19 protein-coding genes are annotated in these 25,319 nt (G+C 72.7%); 12 read left to right on the forward strand and 7 right to left on the reverse strand.

All coding sequences use genetic code 11. The features are described 5' to 3' along the window. Positions 1-192: 192 nt before the first annotated feature. Positions 193-1,890 (forward strand): ArnT family glycosyltransferase, encoded by a 1,698-nt coding sequence (locus ACGFNU_RS50215; protein WP_392603985.1) that lies wholly within the window; start codon positions 193-195, stop codon positions 1,888-1,890. On the opposite strand, the gene ACGFNU_RS50220 is transcribed toward ACGFNU_RS50215, so the two are convergent. Genes ACGFNU_RS50220 through ACGFNU_RS50230 form a run of 3 tightly spaced genes read right to left on the reverse strand, consistent with a single transcriptional unit; the run spans position 1,887 to position 6,043 of the window. Next, positions 1,887-3,368: a hypothetical protein gene (locus ACGFNU_RS50220; protein WP_392603987.1), complete on the reverse strand. Its 1,482-nt coding sequence runs from the start codon at positions 3,366-3,368 to the stop codon at positions 1,887-1,889. The two genes, ACGFNU_RS50215 and ACGFNU_RS50220, sit on opposite strands and share 4 nt — an antisense overlap. Then, on the reverse strand, positions 3,365-4,675 hold the full coding sequence (locus ACGFNU_RS50225) for a glycosyltransferase 87 family protein (RefSeq protein ID WP_392603989.1): 1,311 nt from the start codon (positions 4,673-4,675) through the stop codon (positions 3,365-3,367). Before ACGFNU_RS50225 ends, ACGFNU_RS50220 begins: the two co-directional genes overlap by 4 nt. Positions 4,676-4,690: 15 nt before the next feature. Then, a complete protein-coding gene (locus ACGFNU_RS50230; RefSeq protein ID WP_392603991.1) occupies positions 4,691-6,043 on the reverse strand; it encodes a glycosyltransferase family 2 protein in 1,353 nt (450 codons plus the stop codon). Positions 6,044-6,288: 245 nt separating this feature from the next. Here ACGFNU_RS50230 and ACGFNU_RS50235 point away from each other — a divergent pair, with 245 nt between their 5' ends. The 3 genes from ACGFNU_RS50235 to ACGFNU_RS50245 are packed head-to-tail and all read left to right on the forward strand — an operon-like array spanning position 6,289 to position 11,068. After that, positions 6,289-7,944, forward strand: coding sequence for a hypothetical protein (locus ACGFNU_RS50235; RefSeq protein ID WP_392603993.1), 1,656 nt, complete (start codon positions 6,289-6,291; stop codon positions 7,942-7,944). Positions 7,945-7,952: 8 nt separating this feature from the next. Further along, positions 7,953-9,611 carry a hypothetical protein gene (locus ACGFNU_RS50240; RefSeq protein ID WP_392603995.1) on the forward strand — a complete coding sequence of 553 codons (1,659 nt, stop codon included), beginning with the start codon at positions 7,953-7,955 and terminating at the stop codon, positions 9,609-9,611. Then, positions 9,608-11,068 carry a phospholipid carrier-dependent glycosyltransferase gene (locus ACGFNU_RS50245; RefSeq protein WP_392603997.1) on the forward strand — a complete coding sequence of 487 codons (1,461 nt, stop codon included), beginning with the start codon at positions 9,608-9,610 and terminating at the stop codon, positions 11,066-11,068. The genes ACGFNU_RS50240 and ACGFNU_RS50245 overlap by 4 nt, the downstream gene beginning before the upstream one ends. Here ACGFNU_RS50245 and ACGFNU_RS50250 read toward each other — a convergent pair. Further along, positions 11,027-11,329 (reverse strand): hypothetical protein, encoded by a 303-nt coding sequence (locus ACGFNU_RS50250; RefSeq protein WP_392603999.1) that lies wholly within the window; start codon positions 11,327-11,329, stop codon positions 11,027-11,029. The genes ACGFNU_RS50245 and ACGFNU_RS50250 overlap by 42 nt on opposite strands. A 145-nt stretch (positions 11,330-11,474) precedes the next feature. Next, positions 11,475-12,338 (reverse strand): 16S rRNA (cytidine(1402)-2'-O)-methyltransferase, encoded by an 864-nt coding sequence (rsmI, locus tag ACGFNU_RS50255; protein ID WP_392604001.1) that lies wholly within the window; start codon positions 12,336-12,338, stop codon positions 11,475-11,477. 148 nt (positions 12,339-12,486) lie between these two features. On the opposite strand from rsmI, the gene ACGFNU_RS50260 reads away from it, so the two are divergent. After that, the gene (locus ACGFNU_RS50260) at positions 12,487-14,133 is read left to right on the forward strand and encodes a dolichyl-phosphate-mannose--protein mannosyltransferase (protein WP_392604003.1); all 1,647 of its coding nucleotides are present in this window, start codon (positions 12,487-12,489) and stop codon (positions 14,131-14,133) included. Between the two features lie 24 nt (positions 14,134-14,157). Here the strand turns inward: ACGFNU_RS50260 and ACGFNU_RS50265 are convergent, their stop codons facing one another. Continuing rightward, positions 14,158-15,366 (reverse strand): MFS transporter, encoded by a 1,209-nt coding sequence (locus ACGFNU_RS50265; protein ID WP_392604005.1) that lies wholly within the window; start codon positions 15,364-15,366, stop codon positions 14,158-14,160. Between the two features lie 78 nt (positions 15,367-15,444). On the opposite strand from ACGFNU_RS50265, the gene ACGFNU_RS50270 reads away from it, so the two are divergent. Together ACGFNU_RS50270 and ACGFNU_RS50275 are read left to right on the forward strand one after the other, a co-directional pair. After that, positions 15,445-16,485, forward strand: coding sequence for a LacI family DNA-binding transcriptional regulator (locus ACGFNU_RS50270; protein WP_392604007.1), 1,041 nt, complete (start codon positions 15,445-15,447; stop codon positions 16,483-16,485). Beyond that, positions 16,478-17,521, forward strand: coding sequence for a magnesium transporter CorA family protein (locus ACGFNU_RS50275; RefSeq protein ID WP_392604009.1), 1,044 nt, complete (start codon positions 16,478-16,480; stop codon positions 17,519-17,521). The genes ACGFNU_RS50270 and ACGFNU_RS50275 overlap by 8 nt, the downstream gene beginning before the upstream one ends. Before the next feature lie 16 nt (positions 17,522-17,537). On the opposite strand, the gene ACGFNU_RS50280 is transcribed toward ACGFNU_RS50275, so the two are convergent. Then, a complete protein-coding gene (locus ACGFNU_RS50280) occupies positions 17,538-19,187 on the reverse strand; it encodes a penicillin-binding transpeptidase domain-containing protein (protein ID WP_392604011.1) in 1,650 nt (549 codons plus the stop codon). A gap of 85 nt (positions 19,188-19,272) precedes the next feature. On the opposite strand from ACGFNU_RS50280, the gene ACGFNU_RS50285 reads away from it, so the two are divergent. The 5 genes from ACGFNU_RS50285 to ACGFNU_RS50305 all read left to right on the forward strand — a co-directional run bounded on the left by ACGFNU_RS50285 (position 19,273) and on the right by ACGFNU_RS50305 (position 25,307). Beyond that, positions 19,273-20,229 (forward strand): LysR family transcriptional regulator, encoded by a 957-nt coding sequence (locus ACGFNU_RS50285; RefSeq protein WP_392604013.1) that lies wholly within the window; start codon positions 19,273-19,275, stop codon positions 20,227-20,229. After that, positions 20,226-21,140 (forward strand): serine hydrolase, encoded by a 915-nt coding sequence (locus tag ACGFNU_RS50290; RefSeq protein ID WP_392604015.1) that lies wholly within the window; start codon positions 20,226-20,228, stop codon positions 21,138-21,140. Before ACGFNU_RS50285 ends, ACGFNU_RS50290 begins: the two co-directional genes overlap by 4 nt. Positions 21,141-21,209: 69 nt before the next feature. After that, positions 21,210-22,766 carry a serine/threonine-protein kinase gene (locus ACGFNU_RS50295; protein ID WP_392604017.1) on the forward strand — a complete coding sequence of 519 codons (1,557 nt, stop codon included), beginning with the start codon at positions 21,210-21,212 and terminating at the stop codon, positions 22,764-22,766. Then, entirely contained in the window at positions 22,763-24,334 is a 1,572-nt protein-coding gene (locus ACGFNU_RS50300; protein ID WP_392604019.1) for a serine/threonine-protein kinase, read from the forward strand. Before ACGFNU_RS50295 ends, ACGFNU_RS50300 begins: the two co-directional genes overlap by 4 nt. Before the next feature lie 40 nt (positions 24,335-24,374). Beyond that, positions 24,375-25,307 (forward strand): hypothetical protein, encoded by a 933-nt coding sequence (locus tag ACGFNU_RS50305; protein ID WP_392604021.1) that lies wholly within the window; start codon positions 24,375-24,377, stop codon positions 25,305-25,307. Positions 25,308-25,319: the final 12 nt, after the last annotated feature.

The raw sequence follows: 25,319 nt of genomic DNA on the forward strand, positions 1-25,319 counted from the left end.
CGGCTCCCTGAAAATTTGCTGAGAGTCTTCCCTAGCCCTTGGCCGCTGACCTGGGCAACTGAAATCATCGAGCACCGAAAAGGCAGATCGACGCCATACCCTGGCGGGCGACCCACCGGACCGCTGCGCGGCCGCCGCCCGCCAGGGCCATGGCCGACCAGCGACGGACCACCGCCCGAGACCCCGGCAGGCATGACCCAAACCACACTGCGCTCGCCCGACGCCGGTCGGAACCCCGCCACGGCGGCCCCCGAGGCCCCCCGGCGGCCCGCGCCGCCCCGGCGGCCGCTGCCCCTACGCCTGCTGCGCCGCGGCGTGGTCTGGAAGTCGCTGCTCGTCGCGGCCGCCGGCCTGCTCGTGCAGTGGATGATCATGCCGCCGCCGCTGTACGCGGATCCGTTCTACGTCTTCACCGCCGGAAAGCTCTGGCCGGACATCCCGATCGGCGAGGAGCCCTTCCTCGACGTCCCGCACCAGATCACCCGGATGGGCCTGGTGCTGCCGACGATGGTCGCCGAACGGCTGCTCGGCGACGGCCAGGCGGCCTACTTCGCGGTCGCGGCGCTCGGCGGCTGCCTGTTCTTCGTGGGCGCCTTCCTCGCGGTGCGGTCGCTCTTCGGCGAGACGGCCGGGCTCGTGACCGCGCTGGTGCTGCTGGTCCACCCGTTCTTCATCCTGGTCAACCCGTACGGCAGCGAGGTCACCTGGGCTACCGGGGCGATCCTGCCCGACATGCCGGGCGCGGGGCTCTTCGCGCTCGGCGTGGCGGCGCTGGTCACCGCGAGCCGCAGAGCGGGCCGCCGCCAGACGCAGTTCCTGCTGATGGCCGGGCTGTTCTTCGGCTGCGCGTTCCTGGCCCGCGAGTTCCTGGCCTTCATGTACCTGGCCATCCCGGCCTTCGTGGCCCTTCTCCGCGTCCCGCTGCGCAGGCTCACCGTGATCGCGGCGCCGATGCTGGGCGTGCTGGCCGTCAACCTCGTTCACAACGCCGTGGTGTTCGGCGATCCGCTGACCGAGTTGCGCTCGGCCGCGGGCCACGGCGGGATGCCGGCCGAGCCGGTCACCCGGATGGACGCGCTGACCTCGTTCCCCCGCGCGATGTACGAGTGGGACGCGCTCGGCACGATCTTCATCGTGGCGCTGGCGCTCAACGTCGTGGGGTTCCTGGCGACCCGCGACCGGCGGCTGGCGTTCACGCTGGTGTGGTTCGCGACGCTGTGGGCACCGCTGACGCTGATGTCGGGCACCCTCGACCCGACCGACATCTCGCTGCGCGGCTGGCTCGTGCGCTACTGGTTCGCGGTGCTGCCTGCCCTCGCGGCGGGCGGCCTCGGGTCGCTCATCCTGCTGACCCGGCGCTTCGGGCCGCCGCTGGCCCGTTCCCTCGTCCCGCCGGCGATCCGTTTCGGCGCCCCGCTGGCCGACCGCCTGGGCGTGCCCCGCGGAAAGCGCCGCGCGGTGGCGCGGCGCGCCGGAACGGTGACCGCCGGGGCGCTCGCGATCGCCGTCGCCGCGGCCTACCTCGTGCCCGCCGGCGTCCAGATCGCCGAGCAGCCGCGCGACACGGCCTGGGCCGAACTGCGCGGCTGGCTGTCCGCGGAGGAGGATCCCCCGGTCGAGACGATCTGGGCGGACGAACGGCTCGGGCAGACGCTGTCGTTCTATACCCAGGACGTGTGGGGCGAGCAGGTGTGGGACGGCGAGATCCGCACGTTCCGCCAGATCGACGGTGAACTGCCCGTCGCCGCGGTGAACGGCCCGCTGCTCTACACCGAGTGGCGTGGCCAGGAGCCGCCCAGCTCCAACGGCGTCCGGCCGAGCACAGAGAGCGGCTGGGAACTGGAGTGGCGTTCGTCCGATGACGTGCTGGAGCTCTGGGACCGCCGCTAAGCGGTCTCGCCCACCGTGGCGGTCGTCTCGCCCACCATGGCGGTCGTCTCGTCCGTCTCGTTCGGCTCGGCGGGCGCCTTCGCGTGGCGGGCGAACATGAGGGCGGCGGCCAGGCAGGCCAGCGGCAGCGCGGGCATCGCGTACCGGTGGTCGAAGCCGAGCACGGCCACCGGCGCCACGAGCAGCGAGACCGCCACGCCCCACGGCAGCAGGACGGCGCGCCGGGTGCCCGGCCCGCCGCCCCGGCGGCGGACGAGGCCCCAGGCCCCCAGCAGGAGCACGATGAGGAGGGCCGGGCCGGGGATGTGGACCTTGTACGCGGCGAGCCAGCCGTCGTACGGCCCGACCGAGCGGGTGCCCTCGCTGACGCCGGGGTCGTAGGCGAGAGCGGTGCCGCGGGCCCCGGGCTCGCCCGACAGCGGGACGGTGCCCGCGGTGAAGTAGTAGACCGGCGGCAGGCGCTTGGGATGCGCGACCGCGGGATAGGCGAACGTGCGCGACACGTCCACGGTCACGGCCCACAGGTAGTCGAGCGGCTGCGCCATGATCGCGCGGAGCGCGAACGACCGGGCCAGGTCCTCGTTGGCGGTCCGGCCGGGCGGCCGGTTGATCTCGCCGATCCAGTAGTACTCCGAGGCGGCGTCGGTCTGCACGCCGTCCGGGCAGAGCTTGGCCTCGGCGGGCGGCGGCTTGACCTTGTCGCAGTCGACGAACGTCCGCGTCCGCGCCCAGAGCGAGGCCCCGTCGCCGCCCGCGAGCTTGAACCGCCCGTATTCGGAGTGGTACCACGTCGCGTACGAGACGATCGGGACGGCCGCCACCAGCGCCGCGACGAGCAGCGAGCGCCACGCCACCCGCCGCACGGCCATCCAGATCAGCACCAGGACCAGCAGCGGCAGCGCGATCGTGCGGACCAGCGCGGCGCACGCCAGCAGCAGCGAGGCGCCCGTCGCGGCCCGCCAGGTGATCTCCGGCGACCACAGCAGGACGATGACGGCGCCGGTCACCAGGAGCATGAACGGCGTGTCGGACAGCACCGCGTGCTCCAGATGGAGCAGCTCGACGTCGAACAGCGGAGCGATCATCGCGAGCGACGCGCCCCACGCGGGCAGCCCGCGGCGCCGCAGCACCGCGTAGCCCAGCACGCCCACGGCCAGCCCCATCAGATGCTGGAGCACGATGATCAGCGGGATGCTGTGGAACGGCTTGAGCAGCCAGAGGAAGAAGCCGTAGCCGCCGGGGTGCAGGTTCCGCGCGGGATGCGGTTCGAGCGCGAACCGCAGGTACTCGTACGAGTCGTACCAGTACATCTCGCCGGGCCGCTGCCCCAGCAGGGCAAGCCCCCGGACCACCACGGCCAGCACGAGCACCCCGGCGAACAGCCGATGCCGTCCCAGCCCGGCCCGCAGGCGCCGGACCGGACCGCGGCCGGGCGCCGGCTCCGCGGCCTTCTCGGAGCCGGTCAGGACATCGGTCATTTGGCGGCTCCCACGAGAGCGGGCTCGGCGGAACCGGGCCGGCCGTCGTCAGGCTCCCACCGGCGCCGGGCCCAGGGCAGCGCGACCAGGATCGCCGCGACGACGGCCAGGCCGCCCATGTAGTAGTACGGGGCGATGTCGTTCCAGTTGCGGAGCAACGTCATCACCAGGTAGCCCGTTCCCGCGTAGAGGCTGATCACGATGCTCATCAGCCACGTCCACCGGGTGGGACGGGCGGTCGCGTAGGGCATCGCCCACTCCAGGTACTGCACGCCGTGCGAGGCGGTGACCGCCTGGAAGGCCGAGGCGCTGACCATGGCGATGTCGACCGGATGGGCGCGGCGCCACCACCAGACGGCCGCCGTGATCGCGGCCAGGGTGAGCACCGTGCCGATGGTGCCGATCGTCTGGGAGAACGGATCGTGCAGCAGTTGCCCCTTGGGGACGGGGTTGAGCCACAGCAACACCGAACTCCAGCCGAACGTGCCGACCACGGGGTGGTATCCCAGCATGACGCTCATGACGTCGGGCAGCTTGGAGACCGGCGTGCCGACGGTCAGCGGCATGGTGACGAAGAGCGCGGCCAGGACCGCGCCCATTGCCCCGACGAGTTGCGCGCGGTAACGCCAGGTGGGCAGTGCGATCAGCAGTGCGGGCAGGAAGAGCGCGGGCCACGTCTTCACCGAGATGGCGAGCGCGATGAGCGCTCCGGCCAGCAGGACGCGGCGCGTGGTCAACGCTCCGCGCTCGCCCTCGCGCTCCGGTCCACGCCCCCGCAAGATCAGCACGAACGCGCCGAGGGCGAAGAGCAGGCACAGCGGCTCCATCTGCCCGTGCACCGCCGAGACCAGCACGGTCAGCGGGTTGGCCGCGTACAGGAACCGCGCCGTCGGCCGGAACGAGGGCGCCGCCAGCAACCCGACCAGCGCGACCACGCCGAGGTCGAACAGGATGGGCCCGACCCGGCTGACGACCATCCACGGCACGTCGAACTGCCGCTCGACGAAGACGTTGCCCGCCAGGAACAGCGCGTAGGTGGGCAGGTAGTTCCAGCCGGTCTGCGGCGCGTTCAGGATCGGGTCGCGGTGCTCCAGCGCGTTGACGCCGGCCCGGTGGAAGTCGATGTCGAGGTCGTACGGCTTGAAGTCACCCGCGACGAGCGCCATGAGGACCCGCAGGCCCAGCGCCACCAGCAGGGTGACCTTCAGGGACGGGGCCCAGCCGCGCCGCCAGCCCACCAGGAGCAGCACGGCGCAGAGCGCGAAGACCGCGAGCCGCGCCGCGAGATCCAGGGGGTCGACGATCATGGACATGCGCCAGGGTCAGTCGCGGTGGCCCTGCTCGGCCTTGACCTCGCCGGCCTCGACCGGCTCGCCCGCCTCGACCGTGACCTGCTCCGCCTTGACCGACTCCGCCTTGGCCGACTCGGCCTCGGCCAGGTCGACGGCCTCCACCTTGCCCTCGGCCTTGCCGCGAGCGCGCAGCGCGTCCTGCACGGTCGAGTCGCCCTCGGCGGACTCGGTGGCCGGGTGCGAGGAGCGGCGGATGTTGAGGATGGAGAGGAAGAACGTGCCCAGCAGCGCCTGGAAGCTCATCATCAGGGCGGTGGCCGACGGCACCACGAGCCGCAGCGACTCGCGCGGGTCGAGCTCGCCGAAGCTGCGGACCTGCCAGTGCACCAGCGAGGCGACCAGGCCCGCGAGACCCAGCACGGCGAGGACGCCGGAGATCACCAGGCCGCGTTCGAGCGACCAGGACTTGAGGAAGCTGCCCACCCGCGCGGTCTGCGGCAGGAAGCCCTCCGCGACCCCGTACGCCTTGGTGAGCAGCGCGAAGAGCACCGCCTGGAAGCCGATCACCAGCATCGCCGACGCGCCGACCAGCGTGTCGACGTCGAACGCGATCTCGCCGACCGTCACCGGCCCGAAGGACAGTGCGATCCCCGCGCCGAGTCCGAGCGTCATAAGGACGAGGCCGGGGATCAGGAACAGCCATCGCGGGCTGTAGAGCAGGAGGAAGCGCAGATGCCGCCAGCCGTCCCGCCACGTGTTGAGGTGCGGGGGCCGCGACCGGCCGTCGACCGCCAGCGTGGTCGGCACTTCGGTGATCTTGTAGCCGAAGAGCGTGAACTTCACCACCAGCTCGCTGGCGAACTCCATGCCGCTGGACTGCAGGCCCAGCGACAGCGCCACGTCGCGGCGGAAGCCGCGCAGGCCGCAGTGGAAGTCGCCGATCTTGCTCTTGAAGAAGAGCCGGCCGACGAAGCTGAGCACCGGGTTGCCGAGGTAGCGGTGCAGCGGCGGCATGGCGCCGGGGGCGATGCCGCCCTCGAACCGGTTGCCCATGACCAGGTCCGCGCCCTTGCGCAGCTCGTCGACGAACGGCCGCAGCGAGGTGAAGTCGTAGCTGTCGTCGGCGTCGCCCATGATCACGTACTCGCCGCGCGCGGCGCGGATGCCGCCCATCAGCGCGTTGCCGTAGCCCTTGCGGTCGACATGGACGACGCGCGCCCCGGCCGCCTCGGCCAGCGCCTGGCTGCCGTCGGTGCTGCCGTTGTCGGCGACGACGACCTCACCGTCGATGCCGTTCTCCTTGAGGCACGCGACCGCCTTGCGCACGCAGGTCTCGACGGTCTCGGCCTCGTTGAGACACGGCATCACTACGGTCAGTTCCATGTCGACTCCTTGTTGTCCCCTCGGATACGGGATCTGGGGATTTCGACTAATCTTGGCACGGCGCGCGGACGGGCTCAGGGGCAAGAGGGTACCCGTAATACCTGCGACGGTCCGCGATACACCGCGAGTAACGATCAATCACGCCATCTTGTTGTCAAGCCGCAACTCGAAGACGAGCGCGGCCCGGTGCGCGGACGACAGGCTGAGTAACATGCTACGGGCTCTCCGGGGGAGGTATTGGCGCCTTGACATTTGCCGCTGATGCCGACGCGCACGCCTCGGGCGCGACCGACCTGCTCGAGACGCCTGACCAGGCCGAAGGTCTCGACCGCAACGATTCCGCCACGGGCGGCGGACGCACCGGCACCGGCACCTCGCCCCGCCGGGCGCGCCTCCAGGGGCTCGGGGCACGGGTCAGGCCGTTCCTCTCCGCGCACTGGCCCTTTCTGATCATCTTGGCCGCGGGCCTGTCACTGCGCGTGATCACGATGCTCGGCTACCGCTGGGCGATGTGGTTCAACGACGCGTTCCAGTACGTGCAGACCGCGCTCGAGAACGAGCCCCACATCGTCCGGCCCAACGGATACGTCTTCTTCCTCCAGGCGCTGGAGCCCTTCCACTCGTTCGCCCTCATCACGACCGTGCAGCACCTGATGGGGCTGGGCATCGCGGTCATGATCTACGCGCTGCTGCGGCGCCGGCTGGGCGCCGCCCGCTGGGTCGCCACGCTCGCCGCCGCCCCGGTCGTGCTGGACGCGTACCAGATCCAGCTCGAGCACATGATCCTCTCGGACGTGCCGTTCACCTTCCTGATGACGGGCCTGGTGACGCTCATCCTGTGGTGGCGCGACATCACCGCCGTCCGCGGCGCCGCGCTGGGCGCGCTGCTGGCCCTCACCGTGCTGACCCGTTCGGTGGGCATGGCCCTGCTCCTGGTCGTGCTGGTCTACCTGGTGATCCGCCGGGTCCGGTGGACGACGCTCGCCGCGGCCGTGGTCGCCTGCGCGATCCCGCTGATGGGCTACGCCATGTGGTTCAAGGCCGAGCACGGGAAGTTCGGGCTGAGCAACAGCAGCGGCCCGTTCCTGTACGCCCGGGTGATGAAGTTCGCGGACTGCCACAAGATCAAGAACCTGCCGGTCGAGGAGATGCCGCTCTGCACGCAGGTCCCGGCCACCGACCGGCCGTCGTCGCAGTTCTATGTGTGGGGCAACTCCTCGCCCTTGCTGCGGCTCCCGGGCGACATGTTCAACAACGACAAGAGCGCCGAGGCGGGCCGGTTCGCCAAGCGCGCCATCCTCGCCCAGCCCGGCGACTACTTCCAGGCGATGGCCTACGACGTCGTCCGTGTCTTCTTCTGGAACCGGACGGTCTTTCCCGACAAGTTCACGTACGAGCTCTACCAGTTCCGCACCACGGCCGCCCCCAATCCCGACTGGGCCGTGCCCTTCACCGACGCCTACGAGCACGGCCCCGCCGACACCCGGGTGGTCGAGCCGTTCGCCGGCGTGATGCGCTTCTACCAGAAGTGGTTCTACCTGCGCGGCACCCTGCTGGGCGTGATCCTGCTGGTCGCGGCGGCGGGCCTGATCCGCCGGCGCGACTGGTTCGGCCGCGCGCTGCTGCCCCTCGGCGCCGTGGCCGGGCTCCTGGTCACCCCCGCCGCCAGCGCCGAGTTCGACTATCGGTACGTGGTGCCCGCGATCCCGATGGCCTGCCTGGCCGCCGCTCTCGCCTGGGTCCCCGGCCGCCACCGCCGCCCCGGCGTCCCCCCGTCCCCCGACGAGCGCGACGGTCCCGCCGGCGGTCCCCGCCGTCCGGTCCGCGACCGCCTCGTCCGCGTCGCCGGCTCGCGCCTCGTCCGCCCGTCGCGGGCGCGCCGCGAGTCGTCCCCGAGCTGAGCCGCGCGATGCGACCGGCCACGACGACTCCGCACGCCGAGCGCCCGCCGGGCGACGGGCGGCCCGCACCGGCCGGCCGCGTGGCGGCCGCGCGGTGGTGGGCGCGGGTCCGGCTGGGCGCGCTGCGGCTGCGGCTGGAGGCCCGGCTGGCCACCGCGCTGGAGCCGCCGCTGGGCGGCCGGCTGCGGGCCCGGGCCCGCCGGCATCCGATCTTCATGGCCATGCTGGCCGTCGCGGCCCTGCTGCGCCTCGTCGCGATGATCGGCTACCAGCCGGCGCTGTTCTTCAACGACAGCTACGACTACATCCAGGTGGCGATGCGGCCGGCCCCGCATCCGCTGCGGCCCGACGGCTACGCCTTCGTCCTGCTCATCCTGCGGCCGTTCCACAGCTTCGCGCTGGTCACGACCGTCCAGCACCTCATGGGCCTCGCCATGGGCGTCATGATCTACGCGCTGGCCCGGCGGCGGTTCCGGCTGCCCGGCTGGGGCGCGGCGCTGGCCGCCGCCCCGGTGTTGCTCGACGCCTACCAGATCCAGCTCGAACACCTCATCCTGTCGGACACGCTCTTCACCTTCCTGGCGGTGAGCGCCGTCTGCCTGCTGCTCTGGCACGACCGCCTCACCTGGCGGCTGGCGACCGCGCTGGGCCTGCTGGCCGGGATGGCGTGGCTGACCCGCTCGGTCGGCCTGCTGGTGCTGCTCTGCCTGCTCGCATTCATGATCATCAGGCGGGTGGACCGGCGGATGATCCTGGTCATGCTGGCCGCCGCGGTCCTGCCGGTCATCGCCTACATGGGCTGGTACAAGATCGACCACGGCAAGTTCGCGATGACCGAGAGCAACGGGATCTTCCTGTACGCGCGGGTCTACAAGTTCGCCGACTGCCACAAGATCAAGAACCTGCCGGTCGAGGAGATGCCGCTCTGCACCGAGCTGGTCAACCGGCTGCCCAACTCCCAGGACGGCATCTGGAACGCCGGCTCCCCGCTGGCCCGCTACACCGGCAAGAAGTTCAGCCCGGAGACCAACCAGACCGCCAACGACTTCTCCAAGCGCGTGATCATGGCGCAGCCGGGCGACTACGGCCGGGTCGTGGCCAAGGACTTCCTGCGGGTCTTCGCCTGGGACCGCACGGTCTTCCCCGACCGCGCCACCTACGGGCAGTACGAGTTCGGCACCCGGCGCAGCGCCCTGCCCAAGTGGATGCAGGACACCCACGTCGAGGAGGCGGTGGCCTACGAGCACGGCCGGGTCACCCCCCGCGCGGTCGATCCGTTCGCCGGGTTCCTGCGCGTCTACCAAGACTTCTTCTACCTGCGCGGCACCATGGTCGGGGTGCTCCTGCTGATCGGCCTGGCCGGCATCGGCGCGATGTGGCGGCGGCTGGGCGGCGGCGCCCTGCTGCCGTGGACGCTGGCCACCGGCCTGCTGCTGGCTCCGGCCGCGACCGCCGAGTTCGACTATCGGTACGTGCTCCCCGCGGTGCCGCTGGCCTGCGTCGCCGCGGCCATCGCGTTCTCCCCCGACGTGCGCCTGCGGCTCCGTGCGACCCGCCGGCCGGGCCGCTCCGGCGCCCCCGCCGACATCGCACCCGACATCACGCCTGACACCGCGTCCGGTTCGGGGACGGGCGACGACCGGCCCGGCGAGGTGCTCGTTCCATGACCCTGCGGCTTCGCGGTCACAGGCTCTTCCTCACGCTGCTCGGCCTCGGCGCGGCGCTGCGCGTGGTCACGATGGCGGGATTCCCGCCGACCCTGTGGTTCAACGACAGCTACGACTACGTGCGGATCGCGCTCGGCCCGTTCCCGCACCCGATTCGTCCTGCCGGATACGGGATCTTCCTCTGGCTGCTCAAGCCGTTCCACAGCCTCACGCTCGTGATGGCCCTGCAGCACCTGATGGGCCTGGGCATCGGTGTCGCCATCTACACACTGCTAAGTCGCTACGGGCTGCCCGCCTGGGGAGCGACCCTGGCCGCCGCGCCCGTGCTCCTGGACGCCTACCAGATCCAGCTGGAGCAGATGGCCCTGTCGGACACGCTGTTCCTCTTCCTGGTCGTCTGCGCGTTCACGGTCCTGCTGTGGCCGAGGGAGAGCCGCCTGCCGCCCGCGCGGTGGTGCGCCCTTGCCGGGCTGCTGCTGGCGCTGGCGACGCTGACGCGGACGATCGGCCTCCCCGTCCTGCTGCTCACGCTCGGCGTCCTGGTGCTGTGGCGGGTCGGCCGGGGCCGGCTCGGGGTGGTCGCGGTCGCCGGGCTGCTGCCGCTGGCCGCCTACACGGCCTGGTTCCACGCGGAGAACGGGCAGTACGCCCTGTCGCGCACCGACGGCGTCTTCCTGTGGGGGCGGACGGCCGACTTCGCCGACTGCGCGAAGATCAAGCCGCCGCCCGAGCTCGCCTCGCTCTGCCCGCCGGGCGAGCCCGGCAAGCGACGGGCCTCCTCCAACCAGGTCTGGCACGAGTACTCCCCGATCGGATGGACCTATGGCGAGGTCTTCTCCCCCGAGCTCAACGACCGGGCCATGCGGTTCGCGCTCGACGCGATCAAGGCGCAGCCGCTGGACTATCTGGGGACCGTGCTCTACGGCTCGACCGTCCGCACCTTCTGGGTGACCCGCTCGCCCTATCCCACGGCGTTCGTCACCGACCTCTACAAGTTCCCCGAGCAGCCGAAACCGCCGCCGGGCTGGGCGGTGTACGGCGGCGGGACGCCCGCCTCGGTGACCGCCGGGTACGAGCGCGGGCCGGCGGCCACGCACCCGGTCGAGCCGTTCGCCACGTTCATGCGCGGCTACCAGCGGGTCGCCTACCTGCCCGGGATCGTGCTCGCGGGCATCCTGCTACTGCCGGCGGTGGCGTGGTGGCGCCGGCGGCGCGACGGCATCGCCCTCGCGCGGAAAGACCGGCCGCGGATCCTGCTGCCCTTCGCCGGGGCCGTCGCCCTGGTGTCGGTACCGCCGGTCACCACGGACTTCGACTACCGGTACGTGCTGGTCGCGGTGCCGCTGGCGTGCCTCGCCGCCGGGCTGGCCTTCACGCGAGGCCGTCCGGACCCTGCCGAGCCCTCCGGGGCCCCGCTACCAGGCGTGCAGGCGCCGGAGCCGGAACACCAGCTCTAGGTCGTCCGTCCGGCGGGCCGGGGGGACGGCCGGTCGTTTGCCCCACGGTGCCGAGAACGCCTTGACGTTCTGGCTCTCGCAGTTGGGGCACACATGATCGGTCCAGGGTGTCGTGCAGCGGTGACCGTCGTGCTCGTACACCACGCCCTCTCCACCGTGTCCGTCGGCGGTGTGCCGGACCTCGAACTGCTCCTCCCATGTGGTGAAGCAGCACAGGCACTCATAGACCCAGCTCTCGTGGCTCGACCATGCGTCGCGCACGGCCCCACCCCCTTGGTGCCGGGGCGTCCCCGGCCATTCCGCAGCCGCCGTCCACATGGTGACAAGCCGCGATGGGGGGCCATATGGCCCTTCTTATCCACCAGTGTCATACCCCGTGACCAGGCAACACAACACGACGCGCCGGTCACGGTTTCCTGGCTGCCACCACCGCGTCGTAGACGACGCGTTTGGGCACGCCGTTCTCCTTCGCCACGTCCCCGATGGCCTGCTTGCGCGGCGTTCCGGCGGCCTCCCGCGCGCCGACCTCGGCGGCGAGATCGGCCGGGTCGGACAGCCCCTCGGGTTCCGGGGCGCCGCCGACCACCAGCGTGATCTCGCCCTTGACGTTCTCGTCCGCCCAGCCGGCCAGCTCGCCGAGCGGCCCGCGCCGCACCTCCTCATAGGTCTTGGTGAGCTCGCGGCAGACCGCCGCGGGCCGGTCGGCGCCGAAGGCCTCGGCCATCGCGGCCAGCGTGGCGGCCAGCCGCCGCGGCGACTCGAAGAAGACCATGGTGCGCGGCTCGGCGGCGAGCGCGGCCAGCCTGCGGCTCCGGTCGCCCGGCTTGCGCGGCGGGAAGCCCTCGAAGCAGAACCGGTCGGTGGGCAGCCCCGAGACGACCAGCGCGGTGGTCACCGCGGAGGGGCCGGGCAGGACGGAGACCGGCACGCCCTCGGCCACCGCCGCCACGACCAGGCGGTAACCGGGGTCGGACACGCCGGGCAGCCCGGCGTCGGTGATCACCAGCACGTTCCGGCCGGCGAGCAGCTCGCCGAGGAGCTCCTCGGCGCGGGCCCGCTCGTTCTGGTCGTAGTACGAGACGACCCGGGCGCGCACCTCGACGCCGAGATCGGCGGCCAGCCGCCGCAGCCGCCGGGTGTCCTCGGCCGCGATGATCTCCGCCTCGGCCAGCGCGGCGCGCAGCCGCGCCGAGGCGTCGTCGGGCCGGCCGATCGGCGCCCCTCCGAGCAGCAGGGTCCCGGTTCCGTCGTCTGTCGCGTCGCCCGTCACCACCCCATTCTCCCGCCGCCGCGCCGCGCCCACGCCCTCGCCCCGCCAGGGCCAGCCCCGGTGCCCCGCCAGGACTAGGCCCTCGTGCCGCCGCGCCCGGACCCTCGCCCCGCCCGACACGTACCGGATGCGCCCCTACGATGGCTTAATGGCGATGACGGATTACGCGCCGGCGGAAACACTCGACGAGGGGCCGCGGCCGGGGGGCCGGACCGGTTCCCTGCGCGCCTGGCTCGCCCCGCCGATCCCGGGCGGCGCCCTGATCGGCTGGCTCGGGCCGCTGCTGGTGACCGCGTTCGCCGGGTTCCTGCGGTTCGACCGGCTGGCCATCCCGCACGCGGTGGTCTTCGACGAGACCTACTACGCCAAGGACTCGCTGGCCCTGCTGAAGTTCGGGTGGGAGCACAGCACCGTCAAGGACGCCGACAAGCTGCTCCTCGCCGACCGGAACGCCAACATCTGGGCCGACGGCCCGTCGTTCGTGGCCCATCCGCCCGGCGGCAAGTGGATGATCGCCCTCGGCGAGTGGGTGTTCGGCGCGACGCCGTTCGGCTGGCGGTTCATGCCCGCCCTGGCCGGCACGCTGTCGGTGCTCATCCTGTGCCGGGTGGCACGCCGGATGACCGGCTCGACGCTGCTGGGCTGCGCGGCCGGGCTGCTGCTGGCGCTGGACGGGCTGATGTTCGTGACCAGCCGCGCCGCGCTGCTCGACGTCTTCGTGATGTTCTGGATCCTGGCGGCCTTCGCCTGCCTGGTCGCCGACCGGGACGTCTCCCGGCGCCGCCTCGCGGACGCCGTCGAACGGGCCCACGCCGCGCCCGCCGGGGCGTTCGGGCCGTTCATCATGCACTGGTGGCGGATCCCGGCGGGCCTCTGCCTGGGCATGGCGCTCGCGACCAAGTGGACCGGCGTCTACTACATCGCGGCCTTCGGCATCCTGGTCGTGGTGTGGGACTACGGCGCCCGCCGCGCCGCCGGCGTCGAGCGGCCCTTCGCCGGGGCGCTGGCGCTGGAGGCGGGCCCGGCCTTCCTCAAGCTGGTCGTGATCGCCCTGATCACCTACCTGGTCTCGTGGTGGGGCTGGATCTTCCGGCCCGGCGGCTGGGGACGCGGTGAGGTCGCGGGCTTCGCGCCGTGGCGGCCGATCGAGGCGATGCCGGACCTGTGGAAGTACCACCGGGAGATGCTGAACTTCCATACCGGCCTGGACGCCAAGCACCCCTACCAGTCGTGGCCGTGGGACTGGCCGATCCTGCACCGCCCGGTGGCGTTCTTCTACACCGAGCCCAAGGGGCAGTGCGGCGCGGCCAAGTGCTCGCGCGAGATCCTCGGCATCGGCACCCCGGTGTTGTGGTGGGGCGCCCTGGTCGCCCTCGTCATCTGCGTCGGGCTCTGGGCGGTCGTGCGCGACTGGCGTGCCGGGGCCGTCCTGCTGGGCGTGCTGGCCGGCTGGGTGCCGTGGTTCCTGCCCGCCTTCTCCGACCGGACGATGTTCCTCTTCTACGCCACCCCGATGATCCCGTTCATGGTGCTCGCGGTGGTCCTGGTGCTGGGCTATCTCATCGGTCCCGCGCGGGAGCCCGAGCCCGCGCTGCCGTCCGCGCCGGCGTTCGGGCCCGCCCTGGAGCCGAACGCCGCCCTGGTCGGCACGCGCCGCATCGTCGGCGCCGCGGCCGCCGGCGCGTTCGTGCTGCTCGTCCTGGTCAACTTCGCGTACTTCTACCCGATCCTGGCCGCGAAGGTGATCACCTACGACCAGTGGAAGGACCGGATCTGGTTCAACTCCTGGATCTGACCCGTCAGATGGACCTGACGCCCGTCACGCCTCCACCACGACGGGCGCGGCGGACGGCAGCGGGCGGGCGGGGCTGAGGGTCCGTGCGCCCAGGAGACAGACCAGCAGGGCGACCACGCCGCCGGCCCCGGCCCCGGCGAACGCCCCCGGGACCCCGGCGAGGTCCTGGCCGACGCCCGAGACCGCCGAGCCGAGCGAGCTGCCCGCGCCGATCGCGGCGACCACCCAGGCGAACGCCTCGGTGACCGTGCCGGTCGGCGCCAGCCGGTCGACCAGGGAGAAGCTGCACGCCAGCACCGGCGCGAGGAAGATCCCGCTGACGAACGCGAGGACCATCATGACGGTCAGGCCGGGCGCCCACATCAGCGGCAGGTAGCACGCGGCGAGCGCGACGAGCAGCCAGGGCAGGCGGCGGTGCGCCTCGCCGGGCCACGACCGCGCGCCGTAGACCAGGCCGCCCGCGAGGGCCCCGGCGGACATGGCGGCCAGCAGCAGACCCGAGGCGAGGTCGTTGTCCAGCCGTTCGGCGTAGGCGACCACGGCGACCGCGTACACGCCCAGCGCCACGCCCGCGAAGGCGAGCGAGAGCAGCAGCACGCGCAGGCCCGGAGAGCGCAGCGGGCCCGCCCAGTCGGCGGCGCGCGGCTCGCCGCGCCATTCGCGGGAGGGCCGGGACGTGGTGATGACGAGCGTCCCGACGATGCCGATGGCGCCCGTGAGCACGAGCGCGGTCTCGGTGGAGAGGGCGGCGGCGGCCACGACCAGGAGCGGGCCGACCGTAAAGAGGATCTCCTGCGCCGCCGCGTCCAGCGCGTACGCGGCCTGCACCTGGGCCGGGCCTGGCAGGACCGCGGTCCAGAGCGCCCGCAGCCCCGCTTCCAGCGGCGGTGTGGCGAACCCGGCGAGGATCACCGCTCCGATCGCGACCGGCAGCGGATCCGCGCCGACCACCGCGAGCAGGGTGAATCCGGCCGCCGCCATGATGGCGGACACCAGCAGGACGCGTGGCTGGCCAAGCCTGTCCATGGCACGGCCGAGCACGGGCTGGCCCGCCGCCGTGGCCAGGCCGAGTACCGCCCCGAGAGCCCCGGCGAGGGGATACCCACCGCCTTCGGCCCGGATGTGCAGCACCACCGCCAGCATGCCCATGCCGTTGGGCAGGCGTCCCAGCAGCGTGCCGCCGAGCAGCCGCGCCGCGTAGGGCAGCCGCAGAAATTCACCGTACGCGCGCATCCGCTCTCCGAAGTCATACGTATTACTTGCTCCATCATACGTACCACTAAGAGGGCGATCGGCTCTACCCTGATTTTCGTGTCGCCTACCGGACGCCCTACGAGCAGGGACGTCGCGCACGAGGCCGGGGTCTCGCAGTCCACGGTGTCGCTCGTGCTCGGCGGGAAGTCGGCGGGGCGGGTCTCCCCCGCCACCGCCCAGGCGGTCCGGGACGCCGCCGAACGGCTCGGCTACCGGCCCAACCTGGCCGCGCGCAACCTGCGGCTGGGCTCGGCACGGACCGTGCTGCTGATCGTCCCGACCCTGACCGCGCCGTTCTTCGGCGAGGTCTACCTCGGGGCCGCCCGGGTCGCCGCCGAGCACGGCTTCGGGATCGTGGCCTATCCGTGGCCCGACGACGCCGGGCCCGCCGACAGCCCGTTCGCCGCGCCGCACGAGGCGATCGACGGCATCATCGCGACGTCCCTGGCCGCCGACGTGACGAGCGAGTTCCGCGATACGCCGGTCGTGATGCTCGACAGCGACCCCGCCGGCACGGCGCCCACGGTCGTCTTCGACGTCGCCGACGGCATGCGGGCCGTCGCGGCGCACCTGGCCGATCTCGGGCACCGCCGCATCGGGCATGTCGCGGCGTCGATCGACCAGTGGACGTTCCACGCCCGCGGCGAGGCGCTCGCGGCGGCCGTCGAGGCGTTGCCGGGCGGCTCCTACACCCGTGCGAGCGGCGCTCTGGAGGTGGGCTCGGCGCGGGACGCGGCGGGCCTGCTCCTCGACCGCCCGGCCCCGCCGACGGCACTGGTCTGCGACGACGACCTCATCGCGGCCGGCGCCTACAAGGCCGCCCGGGCCCGCGGCCTGGAGGTCCCGCGAGACCTGTCGGTCACGGGCTTCGACGACGTCCAGCTGGCCACCGCGCTGGAGCCGGAGCTGACCACCGTGCGGCTGCCCGCCGAGGCCCTCGGCGCGGAGGGCATGACGGCGCTGCTCGCCCTCCTCAAGGGCGGCGATCCGCCGCCGCGTTCCCTGCCGGGCGAGCTGGTCGTCCGGGGCTCGACCGCCGCCGCGCCCGGGGCGCCGGTTAGGAGCCGTCCCCTCGGGCTAGATAGTTCCCATGGTTGATCTCCCCTCGGAAGTGGATCCGGCCGCGCAGCCCGGCGACCGGCTCGGCACCCGGCCGCCGCACACCCGGGCGTGGCGGGACGGGAAGGTCGAGGCGGAGGGCTTCCCGGTCGCCGAGATCAGCGACTATCTCGACAAGCCCGGCCACGTCGTCTGGCTCGATCTGTGCGGGCCGGACCACGACGGCCTGCGGGTCGTCGCCGACGAGCTCGGCCTGGACCCGATCGCCATCGAGGACGCGGTCTCCCGGCACGAGCGGACCAAGCTCGACCGGTACGGCGAGTACGCGTTCCTCAACGTCTACGCGCCCGAGTGCGCCGACGGGGGCATCGTCCTGCACGAGGTGTCGGCGTTCATCACCGACCGGGCCCTGGTCACGGTGCGGCAGGACACCGGCTTCGACGTCGACGCGCTCGTCCGGCGCTGGGACGACACCCCCGACATCGAGCGGCCCGAACTCGCCGCCCACGGCGTGCCCTACCTGCTCTACAACCTGCTGGACATGGTCGTGGACGCCCAGCTGGACGCCGTCCAGGTGCTCGACGCCGAGGCCGACGACCTGGGCGATCTGGTCTTCGACGACAAGTACCCGGTCCGCGACGTCCAGCGGCGCAGCTTCGACCTGCGCCGCAACCTGGTGGCCCTCCGGAAGGTCGCGCTGCCGATGCGCGAGCTCGTCAACACCCTGCTGCGCCGCGACCTGGCGATCGTCCAGACCCCGCTCGTCCCGTACTACCAGGACGTCTACGACCACACCATGCGGGTCGCGGAGTTCACCGACAGCCTGCGCGACATGGTCGGCAACCTCCTCGACACGCGGATCGCGCTGCAGGGCAACCGGCTGAACGAGGTGATGAAGAAGGTCACCAGCTGGGCGGCCATCATCGCGGTGCCGACGGCGGTCACCGGCTTCTACGGGCAGAACGTGCCGTATCCGGGCTCCGGCGCGCACTGGGGGTTCGTCGTGAGCACGGTCGTCATGATCGCTTGCAGCGTGACGCTCTACCTCGTCTTCAAGCTCCGCGACTGGCTCTGACCTGGCCATACGGCGCTCACAGACCGCGCAGGAACTTGGCGGCGATGGGGGCGGCGGCCTCGGCGCCGGTGCCGCCGTCCTCGACGATGACCGCGAACGCGACGTCGCCCCGGTAGCCGATGAACCAGGCGTGGGTGGGCGGCTCCGCACCGGACCCGAACTCGGCGGTTCCGGTCTTGCCCGCCGTCCCGGCGGGGAAGTCGACGTTCGCCGCCGTGCCCTCCTTGACGACCGCGGGCATCAGCGTGCGCAGGGCCCGCCGCACGCCCGGCTCCAGCTGGTGCGGCTGCTCGGGCTTGCGCCCGCCCGCGTCCACCGCCTGCGACGCCAGCGCGGCGTCGACCAGGCGCGGCGACCGCCACGTCCCGCTTGCGGCGGCGGCCGCGACGCTCGCCATGTTGAGCGGGCTGGTCAGCACCTCGCCTTGCCCGAACGAGGCGGACGCGAACGCGGTGTCGTCCTTGGCCTGCGGGAATGAGGCCCGGACGGCGGGCAGCCCCGCGATGACCGGCGCGTTGAAGCCGAACTGGGCCGCCACCTGTGCCAGCCGCTTCTGGCCCAGCTTGTCGACCGCGAGGCGCGCGAACGTGGTGTTGCACGAGTGCGCGAACGCGTCGCGGAACGAGACCGTGCCGAAGTCCTCGTTCTTGTAGTTCTTGAACTGGCGGCCGCCGACGTTGGTCGTCGCCGGGCACGGCACCCTGCTCTGGGCGTCGAGCCCGTCGGCCACGAGCGCGGCGGCGGTGACCACCTTGAACGTGGAGCCCGGCGGGTAGCGGCCCATCAGCGCCCGGTTGTACCCGCCGGGCTTGTTCGCGACCGCGAGGATCTCGCCGGTGGACGGGCGCAACGCCACCATCGAGGCGGACTTGCCGACGCCGGCGAGCGCCTCGCCCGCGGCCTTCTGCACCTTCGGGTCGAGGGTCGTGCGCACGAGCCGCCCGTCCTTGCCGCCGAACCGCTGCACCGTCTTCACGGCCTTCCCGTCGGCCCCGACGATCTGCACGGCCAGCGCCGGGGTCCCCGCCAGCCGACGTTCGTACTGCCGCTGGAGACCGTCGGCGCCCACCGGGTCGCCCTGACGGTAGGGGGCGCCCAGCTTCTTGGCGGCGTCGGCGGTGGCCGGGCTGACCGGTCCGGCGAGCTGCTGGACCGAGCCCGACGACGACTGCTCCAGGCTGCTTCCGTCGGCGGCCGTGATGCCCGCCCGGGCCGGCCAGGTGCGGGCGGCCTTGAGCCGCTGCCCCTCCTTGAGGGCCGGATAGATGACCTGCGGCGACCACGCCACCCGCCATTCGCCGTCCCGCTTGGTGAACGGGAGCATGCCGACGTACGACCAGTCCCGGTTTCCGGCGAGGGTGAGCGTGGCCTCGTAGGAGCCGCCCGCCGCGCCGTCCTTCGGCTTGCCGATCGAGCCCGGCTCGTACTTCTGCCGTACCACCCCGAGGTCCTCGCGCAGCTGCGCGAACCGTTTGTCGAAGTCGGCGGGCGGGTCGGCGGTGAGGGCGCGCATCGCGGCGACGTCGCCGCGTTGCCAGGCGGCGAGGTAGTCCTTCGCGGTGTCCCCCGGTCCGTCGTCGCCCTTCAGGAGCCACCAGGCGGCTCCTCCTCCCAGCAGCACGGCGAGGGCCGCGGCCAGGGCGATGACTTTACGCGATTTGGACATGCCCGTAGGACACCAGCTGACCAGGCAAAAGTCCAAGATGCGTATCGATTTCGGTGGAATATGAAGATTGATATAGTTCCTGGTCGTGAATCTGGTCGGGCATCTCAACTGCTTCGTCGTCGTCGCCGAAGAACTCCACTTCGGGCACGCGGCGGAGCGGCTCGGCATGGCCCAGCCCCCGCTCAGCCAGCGGATCCAGCGGCTGGAGAAGGAGCTCGGCGTGCGGCTCTTCGACCGGTCCAGCCGCCGGGTGGAGCTCACCGCCGCCGGGCGGCTCCTGCTGGACGAGGCGCGTGAGATCCTCACCCGCGTGGAACGTGTGCACTCGCTCGCGGAACGGGCCAGGCTGGGCGAGATCGGCACCGTGCGCGCGGGACTCCCGCCCGACCTGGGCGGCGCCGTGGTCGCCGCGCTGATCGCCGCGTTCCGCGAGCGCTGCCCCGACCTGCGCCTGGACCTGCGCGAGATCGGCACCGCCGAGCAGGTGCGCGCGCTCACCGAGGGGGCCCTGGACGTCGGCGTCGTCCGGCACCCGTGCGACTCGCGCGATCTCGGCCTCGGCCCGATGCTCAGCCAGCAGATCGGCGTGCTCGTGCCCGCCGCCGGCCCGCTCGCGGCCGCCGCCGAGCTCCACATCGCCGACCTCGCGGGCCATGAGCTGGTCGTCCCGCCGCGCGAGGAGGCCCCCGGCACCTACGACGAGCTGCTCGCGGGGTGCCGCCGGAACGGTTACGATCCGCCGGTGGTCCACGAGGCGAGACATCCGCAGTTCGCGTTCGGCCTCGTGCTCGCCGGCACCGCGGTGGCGCTCGCCGCCCGCACGGACGACACCGCCGGGGTCACCTGGCGCCCGCTCATCGGCGCGCCGCTGATGTGGCGGACGTCCTGCGCCTGGCGGTCGGGCGGCGGCGACGAGCACGCCGTCAAGGAGTTCGCCGCCGTGGCCACCGCCGTGCTGAAGCGCGAGGCGGGCATGGCGCCGCTGGAGCCCGGCCCGGCGCGGCGCGTCGTGCCCCGGCCGGCGTCGGGGTTCCTGGCATGACCCGCGTCGCGAGCTCCGGCCACCCGCTCGACGCCACCGCACGGATCGAGGCGGCGTTCCGGGACGCGGGCGTCACCGGCTTCCTGCACGCCACCGACCTCGACACCGGGCGCGAGCTCGGCGTGCGGGGCGACGAGCCGGTCGTGCTGGCCTCGGTCTTCAAGGTGCCGCTGCTGGTCACGTTCTATCGGCGGGCGGCCGCCGGGCTGCTCGATCCGCGCGAGCCGGTCACGCTGGCCCCGCGGACGCGCGGCGACGGGCCCACCGGCATCTCGATCATGCACGACGAGGTGCGGATGTCGCTGCGCGACCTGGCCTGCCTCATGATCACGGTGAGCGACAACACCGCGGCCGACGCGATCATGGACCGGGTCGGCCTCGGCATGGTCAACGACACCGTCGCCGACCTCGGCCTGCGCCGCACCCACATCGCGGGCAACGGCATCGACCTCTTCGAGACGATGCTCCAGGACGGCGGCGTGGAGAGCCTCGGCGAGCTGTGGGGGCTGCTGGACGAGCCCGGCATGCTCGGCCGCCTGCGCGTCCTCGACCCGCTGACCACCAGCCACAGCACGCCGCGCGAGATGGCCCGGCTGATGGGCCTGATCTGGCGGGACGAGGCCGCCCCGCCGGACGAGTGCGCCGAGATGCGGCGGCTGTTCGGCTTCCAGGTATGGCCGCACCGGCTGTCGTCGGGCTTCCCCTACGACGACGTCCGGGTGAGCGGCAAGACCGGCACGCTGCCCACGATCCGCAACGAGATCGGCGTCGTCGAGTACCCCGACGGCGGCCGCTACGCGGTGGCCGTCTTCACCCGCTCCCTCCTCCCGATCGCGGTCCTCCCCCAAGCGGACGCGGTCATCGGCACCTCCGCCCGCCTGGCCGTAGAAGCCCTCCGCCGCCCCACCTGATCCGGCGGTCTGTTCAGCCCTGTTTGGGCTTGCTCGGTATCGTGTGGGCGCTTGGAGGGGGATTCACGCATGTCCGATCGTGTGCTGGCCGGCCGGTACCGCCTCGTCTCGCGGCTCGGCAGTGGCGGCATGGGAACGGTGTGGGCCGCCGTGGACGACGTGCTCCGGCGCGAGGTGGCGGTCAAGGAGATCCGGCTGCCGGACGAGCTGCCGGCCGCCGACCGTCGCGTCGTGTCCGAGCGGGCACAGCGGGAGGCGCGGGCGGCGGCGCTGATCGACCATCCCAGCGTGATCACGGTGCACGACGTGGTGATCGAGGACGAGCGGCCGTGGATCGTCATGGAGCTCGTCCGGGGCGTCTCGCTGGACCAGGTGATCCGGGAGCAGGGGCCTCGGCCGCCGGCGGAGGCCGCGCGGATCGGGCTGCGGCTGCTGGACGCTCTGGAGGCCGCGCACGCGCGCGGGGTGCTGCACCGGGACGTCAAGCCGAGCAACGTGCTGCTCGCCGGCGACCGGGTCGTCCTCACCGACTTCGGGATCGCCGACGTCGAGGCCGACTCGTCGCTGACCAGGACGGGGGCGCTGGTCGGGTCGCCCGGCTACATCGCGCCCGAACGGCTGCGGGAGGAGGCCGCCGGGCCGGAGTCGGACCTGTGGTCGCTGGGCGCGACGCTGTACGCGGCGGTCGAGGGCCGGGCCCCGTTCGAACGCGAGAGCTCGATGGCCGTGCTCGGCGCCGTCCTCACCGAGGAGCCGCTGCCGCCGAGCCGGTCGGGATCGCTGGCACCGCTCCTCTGGTATCTCCTCAGCAAGGACCCGGCCGCGCGCCTGTCGGTACAGGCGACGCGCCAGGTGCTCCAGAACGTGGCGCGGGGACGGCCGTCTGGGCTGCGGGATCCAGCCCCACCCGCGGCTCCGCCGTCTGCCCAACCCAAGGGGCGAGGCAAGACGGGCTTCGTCCTGGCAGGGGTCGGGGCGGTCGCCGTTATCGCGGTGGTCGCGACGTCGGCGGTCACGCTCTCGCAGAACGACGACGGCAAGAGCCGCGGCAGCGGCGATCCGACCAAGCAGACCACCAAGCCCGTAACGCCCGTCACGCCTACGGAGAAGTCCACGCCGACCGCGGCCAAGCTCGACGTTTGCGCCCTGCTGACGCCGGAGCAGCTGGGACGGCTGTTGCCCAACGGCAAGCCCCAGCGCCAGCAGCAGAAGGGCGTACTGGGCTGTGCGTGGGGCGTGCAGCGCCGCGGGCTTTCCGTCGAGCTGAATCCCCGCTACGAAAGCGCCATCAAGCCGGAGACGCCCGCGGAAGCGCATCTGCAGTTCGTGAGCTCCAGGACGAACGACACGAAGCCGTCGACGCATGTGTGGGGCTGGGAAGAGTTCGGCTTCACCGGCGGACGGGGGCGGACGACTCCCCCGCAGGCGGTGCGGGGTCTCGGTGACGAGGCCTACTCGTTCGAGACCCGGGGCGTGGACAAGCCCATGGACAAGGCGGCCCTCGTCTTCCGCCTCAAGACGAGGGTCGTGGAGGTCGAATACGCCTACTTCCGGGGGGCGGGCGGCCCGGGTGACGCGCTCCAGGCCGCGCGATGGGCGGCGCAGGCACTGGCCAGGCAGGCATGACCGGCGAACGGATGCTCGCCGGGCGCTATCGCCTGGTGCGGCGGCTCGGCCAGGGCGCCATGGGCGTGGTCTGGCAGGCCCGGGACGAGGCCCTCGGCCGGGACGTCGCGGTCAAGGAGCTCCTCCTGCCCGCCGGGGTCCCCGCGGACCGGCGGGCGACGGCGGCTCAGCGGGCCATGCGCGAGGCCCGCGCGGCGGCCCTGGTCAAGCATCCGTCGATCGTCACCGTGCACGACGTCGTCCAGGACGACGGCCGGCCCTGCATCGTCATGGACCTGCTGCCCGGCCGTTCGCTGGACGCCGTCCTGTCCGGCGACGGGCCGCTGCCGCCGGAACGCGTCGCCGAGATCGGCCTGGACGTGCTGGCCGCGCTGCGGACCGCCCATGAACGCGGCATCCTGCACCGCGACGTCAAGCCCGCCAACATCTTCCTGCGGGACGACGGGCGCGCGGTGCTCACCGACTTCGGGATCGCCTCGCTCGCGGGCGACACCACGCTGACCGAGACCGGGGCGCTGATCGGGTCGCCCGCCTACATGGCCCCTGAACGCGTCCGGCACGAACGCGGCGGCCCCGAGTCGGACCTGTGGTCGCTCGGCGTGACGCTGTACGTGCTGGTGGAGGGGCGCACACCGTTCAGCCGGACGACCGTCATGGGCACGCTCGGCGCGGTGCTCACCGAGCCTGTCGAGCCGCCGCGCGAAGCCGGGCCGCTGGCTCCGGTGGTGCTCGCGTTGCTGGCCAAGGATCCGGCCGTACGGCTGAACGCGCAGGGAGCGGAGCAGTGGCTCGGCGCCGTGGCCGCAGGCAAGCCCGTGCCACGGACTCGGCCCGTCCAGCTTCCACCGGGGCCACCGGCAGCCGGGCCCCTCGAACGGCCGACCGAACCGGGCGGCCCCGGAGGACGTCGCCGGGCCCCGCTGGCGGCCGCCGCCATCGCCGTGATCGCGGTCGTGACGGTGGCGCTCGCGATCGTGTTCTGGCCGGACGGCAACGGGAGCGAGCCCCGGACGAGCCCGAGCGGCTCCTCAACGGGGTCGCCTCGTTCGGCCGCGCCGTCCGCCGCCGCTCCAGCGAAACTTCCCTCCGTCTGCACGCTCCTCACCCCGGCGCAGGCAGGACAACTCGTTCCGGGCTTCACCGTCGCCCCGCAGGCCGCGACCGACGCGTCCACGAAGCGGCCCAGCCGGGGCTGCATCTGGAGCACATCGGTGGCCGGAGGCTCGACGGGCGAAGACCGGCTCGCCGTGACGGCCGAGGGCGAAGCGCCCGGGGCGGCCGCCGGGTCCACGCGGGCCCGCTTCGCCGAGAAGCGGGACCTCTACGCACCGCGCGGCGGCACTCCCGACCCGGGCCGCCCCTTCAACGACATCAAGGATCCGGGCGACCAGGCGTTCGTCGTGGTCGAACCGGCCACGAAGCCCAAGGCGACGGTGTACTTCCGGACCGGGAGCCTCCTCGTGGACGTCCGGTTCGAATCCGACCGGGGCCGCACGCCCGCCCAGGTCCACGATCAGGCGATCAAGGCGGCCCGCTGGCTGGCGGCGGCGATCCAGCGCTCGTCCTGACGCGGCCGGCGCACATCCACGAGAAGGAAAGGCGGGACGAATGCAGGAGCGGGATCATCGGTCGCCGTGGAGCGACCCGGCGTACGCCCCGCAGCCACCGCCCGCCGACCCCGCGGCCGGCGGCACGGCCTCGCCGCGGCGACGGCCCTTCATGATCGCGGCGGTGCTGGCGGCGGTCGTGCCGCTGGGCGCCGCCGTCGGCGTGGCGGTGGCCGTCACCGGAGACACGAAGAAGGACCGAGATTCCCGCGACACCCGCGCCGCAGATCCCGGAACCCCTGTCCCCTCGATCTCGATCCCCTCGGCCACCGCGCCGAGCTTGCCCGCCCAGCTGGGCGGGGTCGAGCCCGATCCTCGGATGACGACCCCCTCGGGCCCCGAGTTCAAGCAGATCGAGAACGCCTGTGCCCTGTTCCCCAAACCGGCGCTGGCCCGCCTCGTTCCGGCCGCGACCGGGCGGCCCGGGCGGGGCACCGAGGAGTGGACCTGCGCCTGGAAGTCCAGCCAGAACGCGGGCGCCGACCGCAAGACCCGCGTCACCCGGGAGCTGACCGCCACGATCACGATCAAGCAGGCGGCCGGGCGGCGATCGGCGACCTACACCGCCGCCAGGCAGACGGCCCAGGAACGCTGGTGGGCCCAGAACCCCGACAAGAGCCCGGTCAGCGCCTGGCAGAGCGGCGGTCGGGTCCACTACCAGGAGCTGCCCGGTCTGGGCGACGAGGCGTTCGTCACGTACGCGGTCCAGAAGGTCGTCGGTGAAACGGGCGTCGGAACCGTCCACGTGCGCGTCCGCAACGCCGTCATCGAGGTCACGTTCAAGGGCGGCACCAACCGGCTCGACCGGTTCGGCGACGAGGTCTTCGCCGGGCAGAAGGCCATGCCGGAGAACGAGGCGCGAGCCGGCGCCCGCGAGCTCGCGGCCGCCGCCGTCACCGCGATGACGGGTATCTCATCCCCTCCGGAACCGTAGGCTGTTATCCGC

The organism is Spirillospora sp. NPDC048911 (assembly GCF_043198015.1).
Lineage (GTDB): Bacteria > Actinomycetota > Actinomycetes > Streptosporangiales > Streptosporangiaceae > Spirillospora.

What these genes read in the sequence shown, in the direction of transcription:
- ACGFNU_RS50215 (WP_392603985.1), top strand. Translation starts at nt 193, where the DNA reads ATGACCCAAACCACACTGCGCTCGCCCGACGCCGGTCGGAACCCCGCC.
- ACGFNU_RS50220 (WP_392603987.1), bottom strand. Translation starts at nt 3,368, where the DNA reads ATGACCGATGTCCTGACCGGCTCCGAGAAGGCCGCGGAGCCGGCGCCC.
- ACGFNU_RS50225 (WP_392603989.1), bottom strand. Translation starts at nt 4,675, where the DNA reads ATGATCGTCGACCCCCTGGATCTCGCGGCGCGGCTCGCGGTCTTCGCG.
- ACGFNU_RS50230 (WP_392603991.1), bottom strand. Translation starts at nt 6,043, where the DNA reads ATGGAACTGACCGTAGTGATGCCGTGTCTCAACGAGGCCGAGACCGTC.
- ACGFNU_RS50240 (WP_392603995.1), top strand. Translation starts at nt 7,953, where the DNA reads ATGCGACCGGCCACGACGACTCCGCACGCCGAGCGCCCGCCGGGCGAC.
- ACGFNU_RS50245 (WP_392603997.1), top strand. Translation starts at nt 9,608, where the DNA reads ATGACCCTGCGGCTTCGCGGTCACAGGCTCTTCCTCACGCTGCTCGGC.
- ACGFNU_RS50260 (WP_392604003.1), top strand. Translation starts at nt 12,487, where the DNA reads ATGGCGATGACGGATTACGCGCCGGCGGAAACACTCGACGAGGGGCCG.
- ACGFNU_RS50265 (WP_392604005.1), bottom strand. Translation starts at nt 15,366, where the DNA reads ATGCGCGCGTACGGTGAATTTCTGCGGCTGCCCTACGCGGCGCGGCTG.
- ACGFNU_RS50275 (WP_392604009.1), top strand. Translation starts at nt 16,478, where the DNA reads ATGGTTGATCTCCCCTCGGAAGTGGATCCGGCCGCGCAGCCCGGCGAC.
- ACGFNU_RS50280 (WP_392604011.1), bottom strand. Translation starts at nt 19,187, where the DNA reads ATGTCCAAATCGCGTAAAGTCATCGCCCTGGCCGCGGCCCTCGCCGTG.
- ACGFNU_RS50290 (WP_392604015.1), top strand. Translation starts at nt 20,226, where the DNA reads ATGACCCGCGTCGCGAGCTCCGGCCACCCGCTCGACGCCACCGCACGG.
- ACGFNU_RS50295 (WP_392604017.1), top strand. Translation starts at nt 21,210, where the DNA reads ATGTCCGATCGTGTGCTGGCCGGCCGGTACCGCCTCGTCTCGCGGCTC.
- ACGFNU_RS50300 (WP_392604019.1), top strand. Translation starts at nt 22,763, where the DNA reads ATGACCGGCGAACGGATGCTCGCCGGGCGCTATCGCCTGGTGCGGCGG.
- ACGFNU_RS50305 (WP_392604021.1), top strand. Translation starts at nt 24,375, where the DNA reads ATGCAGGAGCGGGATCATCGGTCGCCGTGGAGCGACCCGGCGTACGCC.